Consider the following 21,017-nt stretch of genomic DNA (forward strand, 5'->3'; position numbering starts at 1 on the left):
GGTACGCGGCGGCTGGCCGCTGGAGCCGTACTGGCCGATGACGCCCGAGGTGGACGACCACACGGTGTTACCCGACTCGAAGCCCGGGTTGCCGAGCTTCTGGCCGGCCCCGGTGCAGCCGCCGCCGGTGCCGTTCACGGTCAGCGTGTAGGTCGCCGAGTGGCTCACCGAGCCGGCGCCGGTGACCGTCACCGAGTAGGTGCCGGACGGGGTGCTCGCCGTGGTGGCGATGGTGAGCGTGGACGAGGCGCCGGAGGTCACCGAGGACGGGCTGAACGACGCGGTGGCGCCGGTCGGCAGGCCGGACGCGGAGAACGTCACGGTCTGCGCGGTCCCGCTGGTGGTGGCCGTGGCGACGGTGGTGGAGACCGAACCGCCCGCGGTCACCGAGCCGGAGGTCGGGGAGAGCGAGACGGAGAAGTCGTTGCCGGTGGAGCCGCAGGGCGCGTCGTTGCCGGCCACGTTCACCGCGGTCCACGCCGCCTGGACGGTCTTGTACTCGGTGGAGCAGTTGCCGTACAGGTCGGTCGCCGCCTTGAGGGTGTAGGCCCGGGCGGTGTTCGACGGGGTGGTGGTGTTGACGTACGAGGTGTTCGAGGTGAAGTACACGTCGAGCGCCCGGTACCAGATCTTTTCCGCCTTGGCGCGACCGATGCCGGTCACGGCCGGAGCCGAGCCGCAGACCGGCGACGTGCCGTACGCGGTGGAGCCGGTGCCCTCGGCGAGGTTGAAGTAGAAGTGGTTGGCCACGCCGGAGGAGTAGTGCACGTCCTTGTTCTTGGTGCTGGTCGACCAGCAGGAGTCGGACGAGCCGTCCAGCGACGGGTTGTACATGTAGCGCAGCGGCGTACCGTTGCCGTTGATGTTGATCTTCTCACCGACCTGGTAGTCACCCGGGTCGCTCGGCGCGGCGGCGTAGAACTCCACCATGTTGCCGAAGATGTCGCTGGTGGCCTCGTTGAGGCCGCCGGACTCACCGGAGTAGACCAGGCCGGAGAGCGCCTCGGTGACACCGTGGCTCATCTCGTGCCCGGCGACGTCGAGCGAGACCAGCGGGCGGGAGTTGCCCGAACCGTCGCCGTAGGTCATCTGGGAGCCGTCCCAGAAGGCGTTGACGTAGTTGCTGCCGTAGTGCACCCGGCTCGGCACGCCCGCACCGTTGCCGAAGATGCCGTTGCGGCCGTGCGTGTTCTTGAAGTAGTCGAAGGTCTTCGCGGCGCCGAAGTGGGCGTCGACGCCGGCGGACTGCCGGTTCGAGTTGGTGCCGTTGCCCCAGTTGTTGTCGGGGTCGGTGAAGGTCGTGCAGGTGCCGCCGGTGGTGTTGTTCATGTCGCAGGTACGGCCGTTGCCGTGCGACGGGTCCACCATCTGGTAGGTGCTGCCGGAGAGCGTCGTGTCGATGCTGACCGTGCCGGTGTAGATGCCCTGGCCGCTGCCGACCACCGTCTCGATCTCGTCGTAGGAACCGATCACTGCGCCGGTGGTCGCATCGGTGAGGACGTGCAGCTTGGACGGCGTCTGCTTGTCCGCCTTCCAGCCGCTGGCGACGGTCTCCCAGGCCAGCCGGCCCGTGCCGGAGCTGGCGTCGACGAAGAGTTCGGGGGTGCCCACCGAGGTGAGCGAGCCGGAGAACGCCTTGCGCGCGCTGGCCTTGGCCGCGGCCGAGCCGACCTTGGCCGTGGTGCTCAGCGTGAGCGGCGCGGCCAGGCCGACCGAGGTTCCGGCCATCGTGCCGTTCGGTGCCGTGTGCACGACGAAGTCGCCGCCGTAGACGCGCAGGCCGTGGTAGGTCCGGGCGTACCGGGTGTGGGTGGCCCCGGACGGGTCCACCTTCGTGCGGACGGCCTGGTACGCCTCTCCGCTGGCGCCCTGGACGGCACCGGGGTTGGCGCGGAGCAGGCTGTCCGCACGGGATACGGCGGACTCGGGGGTCGGGGCGCTCGGGGTTGCCGCGTGCGCCGTGGTGGTGACGCAGGTCAGCACGCCACTGGTGAGTAGCGCGGCGCTGACGGCGGCGAGGGATCTCTTCACGGGCCCTCCTGAAGGGGGGAAGTTGTGACGGGGGTAGTCACTGATGTAGATATAGCGATACATCGAAGAACGTGAAAGGGTGCGAGCGCTTTCCTGCCGGAGACACTGACCGTTCGGACGATGCGACGGAGCGTGTCGGAACCGGGTGGCTTCGTCGTGCGTCCGATCGGCATGAGAGCCACCCCTGTCGCGGCGACCCTCCTCGCCGCGCTTCTCGCCCCGCTCGCCGCCTGTGCCCAGAACGGCGACGCGCCCGCGTCCCCCGGCCCGGCCGCGACCACCGCCGGGCCGGGCGTGCCCGTGGTGCTGACGAAGTCCGGCGGCATCGTCGGGCTGAACGACACCGTCACGGTGCGGCCCGACGGCCGGTGGACCCGCGTCGACCGGACGGGCGGCTCCCGTACCGGCCAGCTCAGCGCCGCCGACCTACACCGGCTGCGGCAACTCGCCGCCGACTCGCGGCTGGCCGCGGAGGCCACCGTCACCGTCCCGGCGACCATGTGCGCGGACGCGTTCAGCTATCGGCTCACCGTCGGCCCGACCACCACGAGCTACGTGGACTGCCCACCCCAGGCCACCCCGCCGCCCGCCACGGCCGCCGTGGTCGACCTGCTCACCCGCGCCACCGGCTGACCCCGGTCCTCACCAGTCGGCCGCCGCCGCCAGCAGCGTCCGCCGCACCGCCTGGATCTCGCGCCGGCCGGTCACCCCGGGCCGGGCCGCCAGGAAGAGCGTGTTGAGCGGGGGCACCGGCGGCGCGAGCAGCGCCCGCAGCGCGCCGGACGCCAGCTCACCCCGGCAGAGGTAGGTCGGCAGTACGCTCACCCCGGCGCCCGCCACCACCGCCGCCCGGACCGCCCGCAGGTCCGCCACGACCAGGCTGGGCGTCCGGGTGAGCCGGGTGTCGAAGACGGTCCGCCAGTACCGGCGCAGGATCGGGGCCTCCTCGCCGTAGGCCACCAGCGGCACGTCGCGCAACGCCGCGGCGGTGACCGGGTCGGGCAGCCGCCCGGCCCAGGCCGGCGCCGCCACCAGCACGAACTCCTCGTCGTAGAGCGGCTCCACGACAACCCCGCGACGGCGCGGGCGCACGCTGGTCACGGCCAGGTCGAGCCGCCCGGCCACCAGGTCGTCGACCAGCTGGTCCGGCAGCCCGGCCGAGACGCGCAGTTCCAGTCCGTCGGCGACCGGGGCGGCCAGCGCCGGCAGCACACGCTCGGCGAGGAACTCGGCCGGCCCACCGAGGAACACGGTCCGGGGGTACGCCGTGGTCGGGTCCTCGGCCAGCACGGCGGCGAGCCGGTCCAGCGGGTCGGCGACCCGGCGGGCCAGCTCGTTCCCGGCGGCGGTCGGGGTGACGCCCCGGGGCAGCCGCTCGAAGAGCGGCCGGCCGATCGCCTCCTCCAGCGCGCGCAGCTGGGCGGTCACCGTGGGCTGGGCCAGCCCGAGCAGTTCCGCCGCGCCGGTGACCGACCCCGACCGGTGCACGGCGAGGAAGCTGCGGAGCAGGTCCAGGGACACCTTCACATCAGCAAACCTATCGCCGGTACCACCCTCGCCTATTGGTCAGCTATGGATCCGCGCGCCAGCATGGTCGGCATGACTCGTGCACTCATCGCGCTGACCAGTCACTCCGAGCTGGGCCGGACCGGCCGCCGGACCGGCTTCTACGTGGGCGAGGCCGCGGAGCCGTGGGAGGTCTTCCGGGCCGCCGGCTACCAGGTCGACCTCGTCTCGGTGGCCGGCGGACAGCCGCCGCTCGACGGCCGGGACGAGAACGACAGGACCCAGAACGACTTCCTCGCCACCGCCGGGGTGGCGGACACCCCGAAGGCCGCCGGGATCGACCCGACCGGATACGACGTGATTCTCTTCGCCGGCGGCCACGGCACCATGTGGGACTTCCCCGACGACCCGGACCTGGCCCGGATCGCCCGCTCGATCTACGAGCGCGGCGGGGTGGTGGCCGCCGTCTGCCACGGCCCGTCGGCGCTGGTGAACCTGAGGCTCTCCGACGGCTCGCACCTGGTCGCCGGCAAGCGGGTGGCCGGCTTCACCAACGACGAGGAGGCGGCGGTCGGCCTCACCGCGGAGGTCCCGTTCCTGCTCGCGGACAAGCTGGCCGAGGCCGGCGCCCAGCACGTCCCGGCGCCCAACTTCACCGAGCAGGTGGTGGTCGACGGCCGCCTGGTCACGGGCCAGAACCCTCAGTCCGCCCGCGCCCTGGCCCGAGCCGTCGTCGACCTCCTCTCCGCCTGACCCACGCCCGCCTCGGCGATCATGAGGTTGCCGGTGCCGAATGTCCGCTTCGACGCCGCCAACCTCATGATCGACCGCGGGGCGGCGGGGGGTCAGATGCGGTAGGCCGGGGGCAGGCCGGTGGCGCGGAGGTCCGGGGGGAGGTGGGCGACGTCGTTGAGGGCGATCAGGGTGGGTGGGCCGGTGGGGGTGTAGCGGATGACCGTCAGGCCGGCGTTCTGGTGGTTCAGGCCGATCCACCGGCGCTCGGGGGCCTCCAGGGCGTGCCGGACCAGCCAGGCGACCAGGAAGTTGTGGGTGACGATCAGCTCGCGTACGTCGCCCTCGGCGGGCGCGGTCGCGAAGCGGGCCACGGCCTCCGCCGTCACGCGCGGCCCGTCGGCCCGCTCGCGCTCGGTGAACCCGGCCAGGAAGCTCGCGTACGCCTCGGGCAGGCCGGCCGGGTCGGTGTCGTGCGGCATGTGGTCCCCGGCCCGGTCGTCCTCGTACACCGGGACACCCGGCAGCGCGGCCGCGACCAGCGCGGCGGTCTCCGCGGCGCGGCGGGCCGGCCCGTGGTGGACGGCGGCGAACCCGATGCCGCGCAGACGCTCGCCCAGCAGCGTCGCCTGCCGGCGGCCACGCGCCGACAGGCCGGTGTCCGCCTCCTCCTCCGGCTGGTCCTGCTCGCCGTGCCGGACCAGGTAGAGCAGTCGGCTGGGCACTCGGGTCACCTCCACGGTCGGGAGAGGCGAGACTAGTCGCCCGCTCCCGACCGTGGGGTCCCGCCGGTCAGGCGCGCGGGTGCATCTGGCCGATGCGGATCCGGTTGCCGAACGGGTCGCGGATCCCGAAGTCGATCCCGTACGGCCGCTCGGTCGGCTCGTCGGTCACGTCCACACCCTTGGCCACCAGGTCCTCGTACGACTTGCGGGCGTCGTCGGTGGTGAGGCAGAGCCAGCCGCTCATGGCGCCCTTGGTCAGCAGCTCGCGGACCCGCTCGGCGGTGGCCGGGTCGAGGGCCGGCGGGCCCGGCTTCTCCAGCAGGATCTCGTGCTCCGGGTCGCCCGGCACGTTGACCGTGAGCCACCGCATGAAGCCGAGGTCCTGGTCGGTGTTCACCTCGAGGCCGAGCTTGCCGACATAGAAGTCGAGCGCCTCGTCCTGGTCGAGGACGTAGATCTGGGAGCGGGAAATCGAGGTCATCGTCATGCCTGGAACGCTAGAGCAGCTCGCTGACCTGCTGCTTATCCAAAAGTGACGGGTTCGCCCCCGCGCCGCCGCCCGGGGCGAACGCAACGAGGTCCGGCCTGCGTCGTTTGTCCACACGGGACACCCCCCGACGTGATCAATTGTTAACTTGCTGGCCACGCAACTGCTCCACCCGCGACTCCGAGGGATCGCAGATGCACGTGATGCTTGCCTGGTTCGCCGCCGCTCCGCTGCCGGAGCCGGTGCGGGCCGCCCGGGCGGACCGGTTCGAGCGGGCCGCCGCCGAGGTGGTGCCCGACACCTGGCGACGACACGAGTTCGGCGGTGACGACTGGGGCGTCGTGGTGCTGCACCCGGCCGACCCGGGCGCGTACCGGTGGCCGACGGTCGGCACCGAGGGGCCGGTGACCGCCGTCTCCCTGGGCATACCGGTCGGGCTCGACACGGCGGCCGGCCCGGCCGCGCTGGCCGCGCGGCTGCTCGCCGGCGAGGACGTGCACCGCGAGGTGGTGCCGCCGTTCGGGCTGCTGGCGCTGGACCGGGACCGGTTCGCCCTGCAACAGGACTGGCTCGGCATGGCCCGGGTGTTCACCGGCGCCGCCGACGGGGTGAGCGCCTGGTGCACCCGCCCCGGCCTGCTCGCCGCGTTCCTGCACCGCAGGGCCCGGCCGGACCTGGCCGGCTGGACCTCGTACACCCTCTGCGGGCACTTCGGCGGCGACCTGTCGCCGATCGACGGCACCCGGCTCATGCGCCCCGGCGAGCGGGTCACCGGTCGCCGCCGGGCCGAGGGCGGCTGGCACCTCGGCACCGAACTGCGGTACGCCACCGACGACGTGGTGTGCGGCGGATACGCCGACCAGGGACGGCCGCTGGACGAGCGGCTGGACCGGGCGGCCGACGCCCTGACCCGCGCCGCGGCCAGCCTGCACCCGCTGCACGACGCCGAGGTCACCCTCGGCCTCTCCGGCGGCAAGGACTCGCGCCTCATCGCCGCGACGCTGATCGCCGCCGGCCGCACGCCCCGGCTGGTCACCAACGACGACACCCCGGCGGAGGGCGAGGTGGCCCGCCGGCTGGTGCAGCTCCTCCGGGAGAAGCGGGGACTGCGCCCGGACCACCGGACCCAGCTCGCCGGCGCCCCGGCCAGCGTGCTCGGCACCGGCCTGCGCGAGCGCGCCCGACGCCTTGCCGACCTGCACGACCACCAGTTTCCCTCGACCTACCTGGTCCGCCCGGCCGTGCGCGACCGGCTGCCCGAGGCGACCCGCGCGGCGAGCCTCACCGGCGCGGCCGGCGAACTCGCGGTCGGCTACTGGTACCCGAAGGCCGACGCCGATCCCGCCCCCACCCCGGAGCAGGCGGGCCTGGCCAAGCTGCTGGCCGGTGTGCCGCACGCCGCCGCGGCGCCCGAGGCGCTGGCCGCCGAACGGGACCGGGTCACCGCCGTGCTGGCCCACGCCCGCGGCCTCGGGCCGCGCGACGAGCACCTGGTCGACTACCTCTACCTGGTCGAGCGGATGCGCCGGTGGTGCACCTCCGCCTACCTCACGGGAATGGTCACCCCGTTCCTGGCACCCGGCTTCGTGGCCATCACCTTCGCCCTCAGCGTGGCCCAGAAACGCGACCGGCTCCTGCACACCGCGCTGATCGCCCGGCTGGTGCCGGAGTGGGCGGAGGTGCCCTTCGTCAGCGCCGCCACCGGGCCGTCCACCGCCGCCCGGGTCTGGGAGGGCGACGGGGTGGTGGCCGTCGCCGACCTGCTGGACACCGCACACGGGCCGCTCACCGGGCTCATGCGCCGTCCGGTCGTGGAGCAGGCGCTGCGCAAGGCGGTGCGGGGCGGCCGGCCCGATCCCCGCGTCCTCCAGCAGTTCACCGCGCTGGCGGTGGCCTCGGAGCGGCTCGAACCCGGCACCACCCGCGCGTCCACCGGAGCCACCTACGCCCGGCTCGTCGCGCCCCCGCGCCCCCGTACCTCGGCGAAGGGCCGGCTGGCCGCGCTGAGCTGGATCCGGCGGACCCGGCTCGGCGACCGGCTCTGGGTCACCGTGCGTCGTCGCGTTCGCGGCCGGTGACCGCCGCGCTCGGCCGCATCCAGGCCATGGTGAAGCAGCTCGGCGCGGCCACCGGCGTCGCCTTGCGCCGCCGGTAGGTCGACGGTGACTCGCCCACGATGTCGCGGAACGTCCGGCTGAAGGTGCCGAGGCTGCCGAAGCCGACCAGGTGGCAGATCTCGGTGACCGGCTGGTCGGTCTGCACCAGCAGGTACATGGCCCGCTCCACCCGCCGCCGTTGCAGGTAGCGGTGCGGGGTCTCGCCGAAGGTGGCCCGGAAGGTACGGATGAAGTGCGCCGCCGAGACGTGCGCGATCCGGGCCAACGCCGGCACGTCGAGCGGCTCCGCGTACGCCCGGTCCATGGCGTCCCGGGCGCGCAGCATCGCCCGGTTCGACTCCTCGACCGCCCGGCTCACCCGACCACCAGGTCGAGCTCCCGGAGCTGCTCGGGATCGGCCACCACCTCGATGCCGATGATCCGGTCGGTGACCGTGAAGCTGAGCGCGAGGCGGGTCCGGCCGTCCACGACGACCACCGCGCCGGGCAGCCCGTCCACGAACGCGGGCACGGCGGCCTGGGCGCGGCCGTTGAAGAAGTCGGCCACCACCGAGGAGCCGCGCGACTCCGCGGACCCGCCCATCCGCACCGCGGCGGCGTCGGCGCGCAGCACCACGTACGGGTCGAGGAGGGTCACCAGGTCGTCGAAGCGACCCTCCCGGGACGCGGTGAGGAACGCCTCGACCACCCGGCGCTGGCGGGCCGGGTCGGCGATCGGGTCGGCCGAGCGGGTCTGCACCCGGCGGCGGGCCCGGCTGGCGATCTGCCGGACCGCCGGGGTGCTGCGGTCCACCACCGGCGCGATCTCCTCGAAGGAGACGGCGAACATGTCGTGCAGCACGAACACCAGCCGCTCGGTCGGGCCGAGGGTGGTCAGCACCACCTCGAGCGCCTGGCCGACCGACTCGGCGAGCAGCGCCTCCTGCTCCGGATCCCGCCCCCCGACCACCTCCCCCGCCGACCCGTCCCCCGCCTCGTCGGTGGCCTCCTCGTGCCGGCTGCTCGCGGAACGCAGCCGGTCCAGGCAGACCCGGCCGACCGTGGTGGTCAGCCACCCGGGCAGGTTGTCGATGGCGTCGACGTCGGCGCGGCTCAGCCGCAGCCAGGTGTCCTGCACGGCGTCGTCGGCCTCGGCGGCGGAACCGAGCATGCGGTGGGCCACCGCGCGCAGGCGCGGGCGCTGCTCCTCGAAGCTGCGGACCAACAGGTCGGTGTCGCTCACGGCCTCGCCATCCCCCACGGCCCCCGGGTGACCGCCGTCACATCTGTCACGCCGCCGGTCCCGCCCTCGACATCCCGGTGACGGACGACGACAGCGGCCGCGCGAAGAACGCCGGCCAGCCTAACAGGACAGGACGGATGAAAATGTCTCTCGAGGCTCGCATCCAGAACCCGGCAGCCCTCCTCCCCGACGCCGTGAAGGCGGTCAACCTGCTCTACAAGTCCGCGTACTCGGCCGGCGTGCCGGGCACCACCCTGGAACTTGTCCACCTGCGGGCCAGCCAGATCAACGGGTGCAGCGCCTGCGTCGACTCCGGTGCGCGCGGCGCCCGGAAGAACGGCGAGACCGAGGAGCGGCTCTTCGCGGTGGCCGCCTGGCGCGAGACGCCGTACTTCACCGACGCGGAGCGGGCCGCCCTAGACCTGGCCGAGCACGCGACCCGGCTCGCCGACCGCGGCGACGCCGTGCCGGACGAGGTGTGGGACGAGGCGGCCAGGCACTTCGGGGAGAAGGAACTGGCGGCGCTGGTGCTCTGGATCGCCACCACCAACTTCTTCAACCGGATCAACGCCACCACCCGGCAGCCGGCCCCCCAGAACTGGGGCTGACGGCGACCGGTCCGGGGCGGGGGTGTGCGCACCTCCGCCCCGCGCGGCACGCTCAGCGGGTCCGGTGCGTTTGGTCCTCGCAACCGCGGGAAAAGGCGGCACGTTCGGACTCGACCATTTTCGCGCCGAGGAGGCCCGAGGTGGCATGCAGGAGCGGTTCAGCACTCCGGTAGGCGCGGAGCGGGACCCCAGACGGGTCGTCGCCTTCAGTGACGCGGTCGTTGCCATCGCCGTCACGCTGCTCGTCCTGGAGATCCGCCCGCCCGAGGACACCCGACACCTGTGGCAGGGCCTCCGGGAACTCTGGCCGTCATACGCGGCGTACTTCATCACCTTCCTGCTCATCGGCCAGATGTGGGTGAACCACCACGTCATGTTCGACCACATCCGCTCCGCGGATCGCCTGGTACTGCTCTTCAACACCCTCCTGTTGATGCAGATCGCGTTCCTTCCCTTCTCCTCCGCCGTCCTGGCCAGCGCGTTCGAGTCCGGTGAGGGGGAGCGAACCGCCGTCGTCTTCTACGGAATCTCCTACGAGGTGGCGGCAATCCTGTTCAACGTCATCTGGGAGTACGCGCGGCACGGCCGCCGCCTGCTGGATCCGGCCACCGACTCGGCCAGTGCGGCGGCGATCAGCAGGCGCTTCCGGCCGGCACCCGTGTGGATCGCCGTCGGAACCGCCCTGGGCGCCTGGCACCCCGTACTCGGCGTGGCGGTACTCGCCGCGTTCATTCCGTTCTACTGGTGGCCGATCAAGGGCGAGGTCGCCAGCATCAAACGGGCCCGCGAGCGCGCTGGTGGAGAATCCGCTGCCTCGTGACTTCGGAGCACCTGTGGAATCACCCGGAGCGGGTGATGACCGGCCACGACCGGCGTTCCTACGGTTGATTCATGGCCGAGCAGCGTCCGACGCCTGCGCATCCGACGCCTCACCTCGCCGCGGCGCACCGGAACGGCGAGCGGCAGCGGGATCTTCCGCCCGAACTCGACCCGGGTTCGATCGCCGTGCTCAGTGGTGCCACGTTCATGTACTCCGACCCGACCGGCGACATCCCGGCGGGCTCGATTGGTGGGCTCGTTCATCTCGACACCCGGTTGTTGAACCGGTGGATGCTCACCGTGAACGGAGCACCGCTGCTGGTTCTCCGCTCCGGGACGGTTGACCACTACTCGGCGGAGTTCTACTTGGCCAATCCGGAACTGCCGGACCTGCCGGCGGACGCCCTCACCGTCCGCCGACGCCGCTATCTCGGTGAGGGCCTGCATGAGCGGATCGAAGTGCACTACTCAGCCACCGAGCCCGTTCGTGTCGAGCTGCGGCTGGGGGTTGGCAGCGACTTCGCCGACCTCCTGGAGATCAAGTCCGGCGTGCGGGAACGCACCGAGGCCATCGCCCGACGGCACCGAGCGGACAGCGGTCGATTGCTGTTCCGCTACGAGGCCGGCGACTTCGTCGCCCAGACCGAGGTGCATGGGTCGCCAGTACCGGACCGGGTGGACGGTGATGACTTCGTCTGGGTGCTCGACCTCCCGCCCGGTGGTGACTGGGGGGTCGATCTGAAGGTCTCCCTGCCGCCGGGCATGGGGGTGGTGGAGCCGGTGCGCGGCGACTTCGAGGACGTCTTCCGGCACAGCGCCGTCGATCCTGCCGCCCGGTGGCGCTCGGTGGTCGCGCGATTCAGCAGCGACAGCGACCTGTTCGAGCAGGTCATCGAGCAGACCCTCACGGACCTGGTCGCACTGCGTCTGGAAGCCGAAATGAACGGGCAACGGGTCGCCCTGCCGGCAGCAGGACTGCCGTGGTTTCTCACCTTCTTCGGACGGGACACGCTGATCACGGCCTACCAGACGCTCATCGGCGGCCCGCGCCTGGCCAAGGGGGCCCTGGTGGCGCTCGCGGGGTTGCAGGGCCGCAAGGTCGATGACTTCACCGACGAGGAGCCGGGAAAGATTCTGCACGAGGTGCGCAACGGCGAGTTGACCCGGACCGGGCAGAAGCCCTACAGCCCGTACTACGGCACCGCGGACGCGACCCAGCTCTGGCTCATTCTGCTCTCCGAGTACTGGCGGTTCACCGGCGACGACGAACTGGTCCGGTCGCTGCGCCCCAACGCCCTGGCCGCGCTCGAGTGGATCGACCGGTACGGCGACCGCGACGGCGACGGCTACGTCGAGTACCTGACCCGGTCCCCGGAGGGGCTGGGCAACCAGTGCTGGCGTGACTCGTGGGACGGGGTCCGGTTCTCCGACGGCCGGTTGCCGGTGCTGCCGATCGCCACATGTGAGATCCAGGGCTACACGTACGACGCGAAACTGCGCCTTGCTGAGTTGGCCGAGGGTCCCTTCGGTGATCCTGACCTGGCACGGCGCCTGCGCGCGGACGCCGAGCGGCTCCGGGCTGCGTTCAACCGGGACTTCTGGGTGGAGGAGCGGGGTGGGTACTACGCCGTCGGGATCGACGGTGACAAGAACCGGATCGATTCCATCACCTCCAACGTCGGGCACCTGCTGTGGAGTGGGATCGTGCCGGAGGAACGCGCCGGGCAGGTGGTGCGGCAGTTGATGGCGGACTCGATGTTCTCCGGTTGGGGGATCCGCACCCTGTCGATGGACGAGGCGGCGTACAACCCGATCGGATACCACCTGGGCACGGTGTGGCCGCACGACAACTCCATCGCGGTGCTCGGAATGGCACGCTACGGATACCGGGAGGAGGCGAACCGGGTCTCCCTGGCGCTGTTGGAGGCGGCGAAGGCGTTCAGTTTCCGACTGCCGGAGGCGATCGCCGGCTATCAACGGGCGCGCTCAACCTGGCCGGTGCAGTACCCCACCGCGTGCAGCCCGCAGGCCTGGGCGGCAGGCGCGCCGCTGAACTTCCTCCGGAGCATGCTCGGCCTCGATGCGGTCAACGGCAAGCTGGTGGTCGACCCGCAGGTCCCCGAGGAGATCGGACGGATCATGATCAACGGGGTGCGGGCGTTCGGTCGGCACTGGGACGTCGAGGCGGTGGGCTCCGCCGGATACGTCCGGCTGGCCGAGCCCTGACCGGTCACACCGGCCACGAGGACTCGGAGGCGGTGTTGCCGCTGCCCGAGGTCATCTGGCTCGCTCTGCTTGAGCACCAGGAGCGCCAGCAGGCCGAACGGGCTGCCCTCGCCGAGGTCTGGGAGGACCACAAGGTCTACGCCCACGCCAACCTTGATGCCATGCGTCAGGCGCTCGGCAAGCTGGACGGGCGGCTGTCATGAACCGCGTCGCTGTCATCGGGCCGTCTCGCGGCGGCCACCGCTCCGCCGGCGACGCCAGGCCGGCCCGCAGGGCGATGCGGACCGAAGCAACCGACGGCTGACGTTGGGCGGCCGGCGCCTCTGAGCACTTGCCACCGAGTTGCTTGACGTCGGCGGCCAACCCCGAGCGAGGCTTGTGCGGGTGCCATATAAGTCTGTCGATTAGCTTCATGGCCTCTGCGGTTGAGTCGGACAATCAGGGCCATGCGGACACGTTGGGTTCAGGGAGCGATCACGAGACGCAGGAGCCACTCAAGCATTCGGCAAGCGTTGGTCCTTGCGTTCGGGGTGGGGGCGCTGACCGGGGCGATCGGCGCGCTGACACTGCGACGTCGCAGGCAGGCGGGTGAATTCCCGGCGGTTGATGTCCCCGGCCATCTGGCAGGCACCGCCTTGCCGCCTCTGGGCTGGCGATCCGACGAACCCTCGCCGGGCTCAGTGAGGTCGCCAGTGGTGCAGCAGGGCTGACCTGGTCCCGCCGCAGCAGTCGGACTTGCCCAACCACATCACCGTCGCCGGCATCGCTGGCCATTCCGGTACGTCAAAACTAGTGAGGCACGTATGCCAGAAGATTCCAGCGGCAGCTCTGGTGCCGCCTCTGCTGACACGCCGGTCGCTGAGCTGGTGCAGCGCGCCACCGAACAGATCACCCGACTGGTTCGGGACGAGCTGACGATGGCACGTGCGGAGATGACCGCGAAGGGCAAGCGGGCCGGCATGGGCGCCGGGTTGCTCGGCGGCGGCGCCATGCTCGGCTTTTACGGCGTCGGTGCCGTCGTCGCCGCAGTGGTGCTGACCCTGGGCGCGTTCATGCCGGACGCGCTGGCTGCCCTCATCGTCGCCGTCGTCCTGTTCATCGCCGCAGCAGTAGCGGCACGACGCGGAAAAAAGCAGGTCACCAAGGCCATGCCAGCCACGCCCACGGCGACCAGGGACAGCGTGCAAGCAGACATCGAGACGATACGCGGCGCGGCAGGTCGGAGGCGACCATGAGCACGGCAAGCCCAAGCGAGCCGGACAAAGTTCGGCAGGACATCCAGCACACGCGGGCGGAGCTGGGGGAAACCGTCGCCGCTCTGGCAGCCAAGACCGACGTCAAGACCCGCCTCGGCGGCAAGGCCACCTCAGCGGCCGGTGGACTCCGGCAGCGCTTGACCACAGCCAGCCAGTCAGCGAAGACCTCGGCAACGCAGAGGTTCCGCACGGTGAGCCAGAAAGCCTCCCGGCGGGCCGCGACCGCCAAGCAGAAGACCCGTCAGGCCATGACCAAGGCACGCGGCTCCGCCCAAGCCGGTGCCCAGACCACCGGCAAGACCGAGTCCACCGAGGTAACCTCCGCCCGTGCCATGACAGCGAAGGTCGGCACCGCGGTACGCGCCAAACCCCTGCCGGTCCTCGCGGCCGCCGGCGCCGCAGCCGCCCTCACGGTCGTGGCCTACCGACGCCGCCGGACGAGATGACCAACAGCGCCGCTGCGACCCGTGAGGGTGTGGTTTTCTTCGACCTGGCCTTGGCCTTCGCCGCCAGCTGGCCGTGTCCCGTCACGGGACATGCTTGACACTCGCGTCCCACCAGATGCCCGACATGATCCTCAATGCGCGTCGCGGAAGCCTTCACCGTCCGCAAGGGGGCGGGCATCGCGGCAGAAGATGGCGTGTATGGTGACCGCTGTCAGCGATGAGGGGAGGTGAGCCCGGTGAGAACCCAAAGTCACGTCTGGGCGCTCCACCCGGCCATCCCTGTCCGCTGACCTCCGCGTCGGGGAGCGCCCTCCTAACCGGAGGAACAATGACCTTCTCCCCGTTTCGTATCGACGTATCGGACGTTGTACTCGACGACCTGCGGGCTAGGCTGGCCCGTACCCGCTTCACGGACCGCAGTGGCGATCGGCCGTGGCAGGCCGGCACGGACCCCGATTACCTGCGGCATCTGGTCTCCTACTGGATCGATACGTTCGACTGGCGGGCCCGCGAAGCCGAACTCAACGCATTGCCCCATTTCCAGACCCAGATCGACGGCCGGCGCATGCACTTCCTTCGCGTGCCCGGGGTGCGCCCGGCAGGCTCGCCAGCGCTGCCGCTGATCCTGAGTCACGGCTGGCCCAGCAGCTTCGTGGAGATGTTGCCGCTGGTCGACCGTCTGACCAACCCCGCGAAGTACAGGGGCGACCCCGCCGACGCGTTCGACGTGGTGGTGCCCTCCCTGCCCGGTTTCCTCTACTCGGAGCTGCCGAAGGGCCCGCTCACCCGCGCCGCGATGGCGCGGACGTTGCACCTGTTGATGACCGACGTCCTCGGCTACCAGCGCTACGGCGCCTTCGGCGGCGACGTCGGTGGCGTGGTCACCGGCTGGCTCGGCGCTCTGTACCCCGAGCAGGTGGTCGGCATTCACATGATCCATCCACCGTTCCCGGCCAGTTTCGACTCCCACCCGCTGTCCCCCGCCGAACAGGCGTTTCTTGATGCCGAAGCGGTTTACGACCAGACCGATGGCGGCTACAGCGCCATCATGGGCACCCGGCCGGACACCATCGCCGCGGCGCTGGTCGACTCGCCGGTCGGACTGGCCGCCTGGCTCGTCGACAAGTACCGGGACTGGAGCGACAACCACGGAAACCTGGAAAGCCGCTTCGACCGGGACACCCTGCTGACGATCATCACCCTGTACTGGGCGAGCGGCACGATCGGCTCCTCGTTCCGGCAGTACTTCGACTTCCACCACAACAGTCCGCGGCCCGACATCACCGTGCCGGCCGCGTTCACGGTGAGCACCGAACCGTCGATGGCCAACTTCCCGCGCGAGATCGCCGAACGCGCCTGCACCGACATCCGGCACTGGAGCGAACCAGGTAGGGGTGGGCACTTCATGCCGCTGGAAGAACCGGACCTGCTCGCCCGCGAACTGAGGCAGTTCTTCACGTCGCTCCGCCCGTACTGATCAGCAAGGGAGCCGGGCCACATCGGCCCGGCTCCCACTTCCAACGTCCGATGTCATGCATGTCCTGGGACGGATTCGTCAAGCATGTGGTGGGACTAGACACGCCGGCAGCCCGCCGTCCGGTCTCGGGATCTGCGTGGCAGATCGGTCCCAGGGCCTGCGTGACACCCAAGTGTTGGTGGAGTTGAGCGTGATGGACGAGCAGTGGACTGCCTCGGTCACTCAGTTCTCATCAACTCGCGCAGCTTCCGGCCGCGCTCGGCCCGCTCCGGGTGCAGCTCGTCCTCCAAGATGTGGCCAGGCATGTGGATGCAGCTCTGACCGGGGTAGGCATGGCAGACGGGGCAGACTACGTACCTCGCGCTGAACGGCAACGGGATGCCCTGCGACAAAGCGGCCATGGCCATCTTGCGGGCGGCCCGGTACAGCTCCTCGTCGCGATGGACGGCTGCGGCGTCCGTTATGTATTGCAAGGCGGACCAGAACCACAGCCCAGCCTGCTCCCTGCTCAGCCCTTTCAGCTCCCGAACGATCTGTCTCTCGGGGGACTCCTCCGGATGCTCCACGCGCCCCAGTCTCCCCGCCCTCAGGTGAGCAAAACCCCAGGCCACGAAGACCCGCCAACCGCTTCGGTGAGCACCCAACCAGGGCCGCAGCCGTGCAGCGGGCCCCCTTGGATGGAACCAGCCGCCCGGTCGATGGTTGACCGGATGAAGACCTCGGCGGGTACCTGGCGCGACCTCACAGAGGCCGTCCGACACGAGGCCGACCACCGGCGCACCGGGAGGTAGGCCGGGAGCGTGAAGTAGCGGGGTGCGAGTAGCCGTACCACGATGGCCGTGACGAACGGCAGCAGGACGAAGGAAGCGACGACCAGCACGCGATCGACGGCCTGTACGACGCCGTTGGGATGCGGCACGACGAGGCGGAGCAGCACGAACGCTATCGGGGGTAGGAACAGCGGCAGCACCCATGGGTGGGTGTGCACCCGACCACGCAGGAGCAGGGCGCTCAGCAGCACGGCCGTGGACAGCACGAACAGGTCTTGTCGGCGGTGGTAGAAGACCGGCACGTGGCGGCAGCTCGTCAACGGCAGGTGTCCGCCCGGGCGCTCGGCAAGCTCGACGGGCGGCTGTCATGAACCGCGTTGCTGTCATCGGGCCGTCTCGCGACGGCCACCGCCGCGAAATGCCTGATGGAATTGGAGCCCCCGGCCGGGATCGAACCGGCGACATCTCGCTTACAAGGCGAGTGCTCTGGCCAGCTGAGCTACAGGGGCGCGTGGTGCAGTCGTCAGCATAGCGACCGGTGGCCGAAAATCCCGTTCGGCAGGGCTCCCTAGCACGGAAAACGTCAATTTCCTGACCTCCGGGCCAACGGATCGATGGCCGAGCGCGGCCACGACCGTGGAGATTGATACCTCGCCGTGCCCGAGTGACCGTTATGCCGTATGCGGTCCGTCCCACCGGCCGCCTCCCGTCTTGGCAGGCTCGCCAAAGCCGTTTACGGTGCAGTGACACGGACGACAGTCCGGTTGGCCTCGGCTGCCCGGTCGACCGCCCGTTGGCCGGCACCTGGCGTGCCGGTCGCTCCTTCCACTCGGATCGTCCGGCACGTTCCTGCCGGTGAAAGGAAGCGCTTCACCATGGCTACGGTCACCTACGCGAAGGCGTCCCGGATCTACCCGGGCACCGAACGCCCCGCGGTCAACCAGCTCGACCTCCAGATCGGCGACGGCGAGTTCCTCGTCCTGGTCGGCCCGTCGGGTTGCGGCAAGTCCACCAGCCTCCGGATGCTCGCCGGCCTGGAGGACGTCGACGACGGCGCGATCTACATCGACGACCGGGACGTCACCCACCTCCCGCCGAAGGCCCGCGACATCGCGATGGTCTTCCAGAACTACGCCCTCTACCCGCACATGACGGTGTACGAGAACATGGCGTTCGCCCTCAAGCTCCGCAAGACCTCCAAGTCGGAGATCGACCGGCGGGTCAAGGAGGCGGCCGGGCTGCTCCAGCTGGAGGAGTTCCTCAGCCGCAAGCCGAAGGCGCTCTCCGGTGGCCAGCGCCAGCGGGTCGCCATGGGCCGCGCGATCGTCCGCGAGCCGCAGGTCTTCCTCATGGACGAGCCGCTGTCGAACCTCGACGCCAAGCTCCGGGTGCAGACCCGTACGCAGATCGCGTCGCTCCAGGCCAAGCTGGGCGTCACCACGGTCTACGTCACCCACGACCAGGTCGAGGCCATGACCATGGGTCACCGGGTCGCGGTCATGCTCGACGGCGTCCTCCAGCAGGTGGACACCCCGCGGGCGCTCTACGACACCCCGGCCAACGTCTTCGTCGCGGGCTTCATGGGCTCCCCCGCCATGAACATCAAGACCGTGCCGCTGACCGAGCACGGCGCCGCGTTCGCCGAGCTGAACGTGCCGCTGACCCGGGAGCAGGTCGAGGCGGCCCGCGCCGAGGGCGGCGACGGCAAGGTGACCGTCGGCTTCCGTCCGGAGGACTGCGACCTGGTCAGCCCGACCGAGGGCGGCATGCCGGTCGTGGTCGAGCTGGTCGAGGACCTGGGCTCCGACGCCAACGTCTACGGCCACGCCGCGCTCGAGGGCCACAACGAGCGGTTCGTGGTCCGCACCGACCGGCGCACCATGCCGAACATGGGCGACACCGTGTTCGTCAAGCCGCGCACCGGCCGCAGCCACGTCTTCCACGCCGCCACCGGCAACCGGATCTGACGTACGCGAAAAGAAGGGGCGGCCCGCCACGGCGGACCGCCCCTTCTTCGTGCCGTCGTTACGCCTCGGCGGCGCGGCGGCGGGCGACCTCGGCGAGGGTGACCGCCGCGGCGACGCTGGCGTTGAGCGACTCGACGTCGGAGACCATCGGGATGCTCACGGTCAGGTCGCAGGTCTCGCCGACCAGGCGGGACAGCCCGCGCCCCTCCGAGCCGACCACCACGACCAGCGGGCCGACCGCGGCCTCCAGGTCGTAGAGGTCGGTCTGCCCGTCGGCGTCGAGGCCGACCACGATGAAGCCGGCGTCCTTGCACGCCTTGAGCGACCGGGTCAGGTTGGTGACCTGGGCGACCGGCACCCGCGCGGCCGCGCCGGCGCTGGTCCGCCAGGCGGTCGCGGTGATCCCGGCGGCCCGCCGCTCGGGTACGAAGACGCCCTGCGCGCCGAACGCGGCTGCCGACCGGATGACCGCGCCGAGGTTGCGCGGGTCGGTGACCCCGTCGAGCGCGACCAGCAGCGGGGCGGCCTGCTCCAGCGACGCCGCCATCAGGTCCTCGAACGGCTCGTAGGCGAACGGCGGCACCTGGAGGCCCACGCCCTGGTGCAGCACGCCGCCGGTCATCCGGTCCAGCTCGGCCCGGCTGATCTCGAGGATCGCGATGCCCCGGTCGGCGGCGGTGCGGACGATCTCGTTGACCCGGTCGTCGATCTCGATGCCCTGGGCGGTGTAGAGGGCGGTCGCCGGGACCTGCGCGCGCAGCGACTCCAGCACCGGGTTACGCCCGACCAGCAGCTCCGGGGTGTCCTTGGCCGGGTTCGCCTTGCGGCCGGGTGCGACCCGCGGCCCGGACCGGCCGGCGGGCTTGCCGCCGCGACCCTTCGCGGCGGGAACGCCCCGGCCCCCACCCTTGCCCCAGGTGGTGTCCTTGCTGCCCGGCTGGCCGATCTTGGGGGCACGCCCCTCCTCGGCCGCCGCGCGGCGCTCCTTGTCCTGCTTCCAAGCGGTGCGCTGGGGCAGCTTCTCGGTGCCCGAGTACGCCTTGTGCCAGGGCCGCTCGTCGGCGGGGAGGGTACGGCCCCGGCCGGCGAGGGAGTCCTTGTTCTTGCCGCCGGAGCCCTTCGGGGCACCCGCCTTCGGCGTCAGTCGCCGGCCACGGCGCTGCGAGTTGCCGGCCATCAGTCCTGCTCTCCAATAGTCCAACGCGGGCCCTGGGGGGTGTCCTCGACGACCACGCCGGCCTGCTTGAGCTGGTCGCGTACGGCGTCGGCGGCGGCCCAGTCCTTGCGGCTGCGGGCCTGGGCGCGCTGCTCCAGGGCGAGCGCGATCAGGGAGTCCACCACGCCGCGCAGGTCGTCCGCGCGGCCACCGCCGGTCCAGGCCGGGTCCAGGGGGTCAACGCCCAGGATATCCAGCATCCCGCGGGTGGCGGCGAGCGTCGTGCGGACGGTCACATCGTCGCCGGCGGTCAGCGCGGTGTTCCCGTCCCGGACCACCTCGTGCAGCACGGCCAGGGCGGCCGAGGTGTTGAGGTCGTCGTCCATCGCCGCGACGAAGCCCGCCGGCAGCTCGCCCGGCTGCCCGGCGCCGACCCGCTCGGCGGCCCGCTGCACGAAGCCCTCGATCCGCCGGTAGGCGACCGCGGCCTCCCGCAGCGCATCCTCCGAGTAGTCGATGCGGGACCGGTAGTGGGCCGCGGCGTAGTAGTAGCGCAGCTCCACCGGGCGCACGCCGAGGGACGCCACGTAGTCGAGGTCGAGGGTGTTCCCCAGCGACTTGCCCATCTTGGTGCCGCCGATGCCGAGCAGGCCGTGGTGCACCCAGTAGCGGGCGAACGGCAGGTCCGCGGCCTGCGACTGGGCGATCTCGTTCTCGTGGTGCGGGAAGGTCAGGTCGAGCCCGCCGCCGTGGATGTCGAACTCCGGGCCCAGGTAGCGCCAGCACATCGCCGAGCACTCGATGTGCCAGCCGGGCCGGCCACGGCCCCACGGCGACGGCCAGTAGGCGTCGGCCGGCTCGTCCGGCTTGGCGCCCTTCCAGAGCGCGAAGTCGCGCGGGTCGCGCTTGCCCCGGTCCGGGGCGTCCCCGGCGGACTGCATGTCCTCCGGCGACTGGCCCGACAGCGACCCGTACGCCGGCCAGGAGGCCACGTCGAAGTAGACGTCGCCGGAGCCGTCGGTGGCCGGGTAGGCGTGCCCGGTCTCGATCAGCCGGGCGATCAGCTCGTGCATCTCCGGGATGTGCCCGGTGGCCCGCGGCTCGTAGGTCGGCGGCAGCACGTTCAGCGCCCGGTAGGAGTCGGCCAGGATCTGCTCGTTGGCGTACGCGATCGACCAGAACGGCCGCTCCTGCTCCATCGCCTTGACCAGGATCTTGTCGTCGATGTCGGTCAGGTTGCGGATGAAGGTGACCTCGAAACCGGAGGCGGTGAGCCAGCGGCGCAGCACGTCGTAGTTGACACCGGAACGAAGGTGGCCGATGTGCGGCGGGGCCTGGAGGGTGAGACCACACAGGTAGACCCCCACCTTGCCGGCTTCCCGCGGGACGAAGTCCCGCACCGAACGGGTGGCGGTGTCATACAGGCGTAGCGTCACCGTACAAGGGTAGCCGTCCGCGCATTTCGAGGTACCC

General features: G+C 71.2%; 21 protein-coding genes and 1 tRNA gene. 11 read left to right on the forward strand and 11 right to left on the reverse strand.

Annotation, left to right across the window (positions count from 1 at the left end):
• Positions 1 to 2,031, reverse strand: a 2,031-nt coding sequence (locus tag IEY96_RS26725; protein ID WP_189197583.1) for a M4 family metallopeptidase, incomplete at its 3' end; no start/stop codon positions are given.
• Between the two features lie 171 nt (positions 2,032 to 2,202).
• Between IEY96_RS26725 and IEY96_RS26730 the strand changes: the two genes are divergently transcribed.
• A complete protein-coding gene (locus tag IEY96_RS26730; protein ID WP_189197584.1) occupies positions 2,203 to 2,664 on the forward strand; it encodes a protealysin inhibitor emfourin in 462 nt (153 codons plus the stop codon).
• Between the two features lie 9 nt (positions 2,665 to 2,673).
• Here IEY96_RS26730 and IEY96_RS26735 read toward each other — a convergent pair whose 3' ends face one another.
• Positions 2,674 to 3,558 carry a LysR family transcriptional regulator gene (locus tag IEY96_RS26735; protein WP_189197585.1) on the reverse strand — a complete coding sequence of 295 codons (885 nt, stop codon included), beginning with the start codon at positions 3,556 to 3,558 and terminating at the stop codon, positions 2,674 to 2,676.
• A gap of 72 nt (positions 3,559 to 3,630) precedes the next feature.
• Here IEY96_RS26735 and IEY96_RS26740 point away from each other — a divergent pair, with 72 nt between their 5' ends.
• Positions 3,631 to 4,290 (forward strand): type 1 glutamine amidotransferase domain-containing protein, encoded by a 660-nt coding sequence (locus tag IEY96_RS26740; protein ID WP_229791929.1) that lies wholly within the window; start codon positions 3,631 to 3,633, stop codon positions 4,288 to 4,290.
• A 92-nt stretch (positions 4,291 to 4,382) separates the two neighbouring features.
• Here the strand turns inward: IEY96_RS26740 and IEY96_RS26745 are convergent, their stop codons facing one another.
• Both IEY96_RS26745 and IEY96_RS26750 read right to left on the reverse strand, forming a co-directional pair.
• The gene (locus tag IEY96_RS26745; RefSeq protein ID WP_189197587.1) at positions 4,383 to 4,994 is read right to left on the reverse strand and encodes a histidine phosphatase family protein; all 612 of its coding nucleotides are present in this window, start codon (positions 4,992 to 4,994) and stop codon (positions 4,383 to 4,385) included.
• Between the two features lie 67 nt (positions 4,995 to 5,061).
• The gene (locus tag IEY96_RS26750) at positions 5,062 to 5,481 is read right to left on the reverse strand and encodes a VOC family protein (protein WP_148431003.1); all 420 of its coding nucleotides are present in this window, start codon (positions 5,479 to 5,481) and stop codon (positions 5,062 to 5,064) included.
• A gap of 194 nt (positions 5,482 to 5,675) precedes the next feature.
• Here IEY96_RS26750 and IEY96_RS26755 point away from each other — a divergent pair, with 194 nt between their 5' ends.
• Entirely contained in the window at positions 5,676 to 7,559 is a 1,884-nt protein-coding gene (locus IEY96_RS26755) for a hypothetical protein (RefSeq protein WP_189197588.1), read from the forward strand.
• Here the strand turns inward: IEY96_RS26755 and IEY96_RS26760 are convergent.
• Both IEY96_RS26760 and IEY96_RS26765 read right to left on the reverse strand, forming a co-directional pair.
• Positions 7,528 to 7,956, reverse strand: a complete 429-nt coding sequence (locus IEY96_RS26760) for a helix-turn-helix domain-containing protein (RefSeq protein WP_189197589.1) — start codon at positions 7,954 to 7,956, stop codon at positions 7,528 to 7,530. The genes IEY96_RS26755 and IEY96_RS26760 overlap by 32 nt on opposite strands.
• Positions 7,953 to 8,819, reverse strand: a complete 867-nt coding sequence (locus IEY96_RS26765) for a sigma-70 family RNA polymerase sigma factor (protein WP_229791930.1) — start codon at positions 8,817 to 8,819, stop codon at positions 7,953 to 7,955. Before IEY96_RS26765 ends, IEY96_RS26760 begins: the two co-directional genes overlap by 4 nt.
• 143 nt (positions 8,820 to 8,962) lie before the next feature.
• On the opposite strand from IEY96_RS26765, the gene IEY96_RS26770 reads away from it, so the two are divergent.
• The 7 genes from IEY96_RS26770 (at position 8,963) to IEY96_RS26800 (ending at position 15,651) form a co-directional block, all read left to right on the forward strand.
• Entirely contained in the window at positions 8,963 to 9,427 is a 465-nt protein-coding gene (locus tag IEY96_RS26770) for a carboxymuconolactone decarboxylase family protein (RefSeq protein ID WP_189197591.1), read from the forward strand.
• 64 nt (positions 9,428 to 9,491) lie between these two features.
• Complete coding sequence (locus IEY96_RS26775; protein WP_229791931.1) at positions 9,492 to 10,247, forward strand: TMEM175 family protein; 756 nt, start codon at positions 9,492 to 9,494, stop codon at positions 10,245 to 10,247.
• Between the two features lie 71 nt (positions 10,248 to 10,318).
• Positions 10,319 to 12,472: an amylo-alpha-1,6-glucosidase gene (locus tag IEY96_RS26780; RefSeq protein WP_189197592.1), complete on the forward strand. Its 2,154-nt coding sequence runs from the start codon at positions 10,319 to 10,321 to the stop codon at positions 12,470 to 12,472.
• Positions 12,473 to 12,504: 32 nt separating this feature from the next.
• Complete coding sequence (locus IEY96_RS26785) at positions 12,505 to 12,675, forward strand: hypothetical protein (RefSeq protein WP_229791932.1); 171 nt, start codon at positions 12,505 to 12,507, stop codon at positions 12,673 to 12,675.
• A gap of 600 nt (positions 12,676 to 13,275) precedes the next feature.
• Positions 13,276 to 13,707: a phage holin family protein gene (locus IEY96_RS26790; RefSeq protein WP_189197593.1), complete on the forward strand. Its 432-nt coding sequence runs from the start codon at positions 13,276 to 13,278 to the stop codon at positions 13,705 to 13,707.
• Positions 13,704 to 14,174 (forward strand): DUF3618 domain-containing protein, encoded by a 471-nt coding sequence (locus IEY96_RS26795; RefSeq protein WP_189197594.1) that lies wholly within the window; start codon positions 13,704 to 13,706, stop codon positions 14,172 to 14,174. Before IEY96_RS26790 ends, IEY96_RS26795 begins: the two co-directional genes overlap by 4 nt.
• 328 nt (positions 14,175 to 14,502) lie before the next feature.
• Positions 14,503 to 15,651, forward strand: coding sequence for an epoxide hydrolase family protein (locus tag IEY96_RS26800; protein ID WP_189197595.1), 1,149 nt, complete (start codon positions 14,503 to 14,505; stop codon positions 15,649 to 15,651).
• Between the two features lie 218 nt (positions 15,652 to 15,869).
• Here the strand turns inward: IEY96_RS26800 and IEY96_RS26805 are convergent, their stop codons facing one another.
• The 3 genes from IEY96_RS26805 to IEY96_RS26815 all read right to left on the reverse strand — a co-directional run bounded on the left by IEY96_RS26805 (position 15,870) and on the right by IEY96_RS26815 (position 16,930).
• Positions 15,870 to 16,217, reverse strand: a complete 348-nt coding sequence (locus IEY96_RS26805; protein WP_189197596.1) for a zinc finger domain-containing protein — start codon at positions 16,215 to 16,217, stop codon at positions 15,870 to 15,872.
• Between the two features lie 20 nt (positions 16,218 to 16,237).
• Positions 16,238 to 16,723 (reverse strand): hypothetical protein, encoded by a 486-nt coding sequence (locus tag IEY96_RS26810; RefSeq protein WP_189197597.1) that lies wholly within the window; start codon positions 16,721 to 16,723, stop codon positions 16,238 to 16,240.
• A gap of 130 nt (positions 16,724 to 16,853) precedes the next feature.
• Positions 16,854 to 16,930: transfer RNA gene (locus tag IEY96_RS26815), tRNA-Thr, on the reverse strand.
• 366 nt (positions 16,931 to 17,296) lie between these two features.
• Between IEY96_RS26815 and IEY96_RS26820 the strand changes: the two genes are divergently transcribed.
• The gene (locus tag IEY96_RS26820; protein ID WP_107076049.1) at positions 17,297 to 18,388 is read left to right on the forward strand and encodes an ABC transporter ATP-binding protein; all 1,092 of its coding nucleotides are present in this window, start codon (positions 17,297 to 17,299) and stop codon (positions 18,386 to 18,388) included.
• Between the two features lie 58 nt (positions 18,389 to 18,446).
• Here IEY96_RS26820 and rlmB read toward each other — a convergent pair whose 3' ends face one another.
• Together rlmB and cysS are read right to left on the reverse strand one after the other, a co-directional pair.
• Positions 18,447 to 19,565, reverse strand: coding sequence for a 23S rRNA (guanosine(2251)-2'-O)-methyltransferase RlmB (gene rlmB, locus IEY96_RS26825; protein ID WP_189197598.1), 1,119 nt, complete (start codon positions 19,563 to 19,565; stop codon positions 18,447 to 18,449).
• Positions 19,565 to 20,980: a cysteine--tRNA ligase gene (gene cysS / locus IEY96_RS26830; protein ID WP_189197599.1), complete on the reverse strand. Its 1,416-nt coding sequence runs from the start codon at positions 20,978 to 20,980 to the stop codon at positions 19,565 to 19,567. Before cysS ends, rlmB begins: the two co-directional genes overlap by 1 nt.
• Positions 20,981 to 21,017: the final 37 nt, after the last annotated feature.

The organism is Micromonospora fulviviridis, from assembly GCF_014648395.1.
Lineage (GTDB): Bacteria > Actinomycetota > Actinomycetes > Mycobacteriales > Micromonosporaceae > Micromonospora > Micromonospora fulviviridis.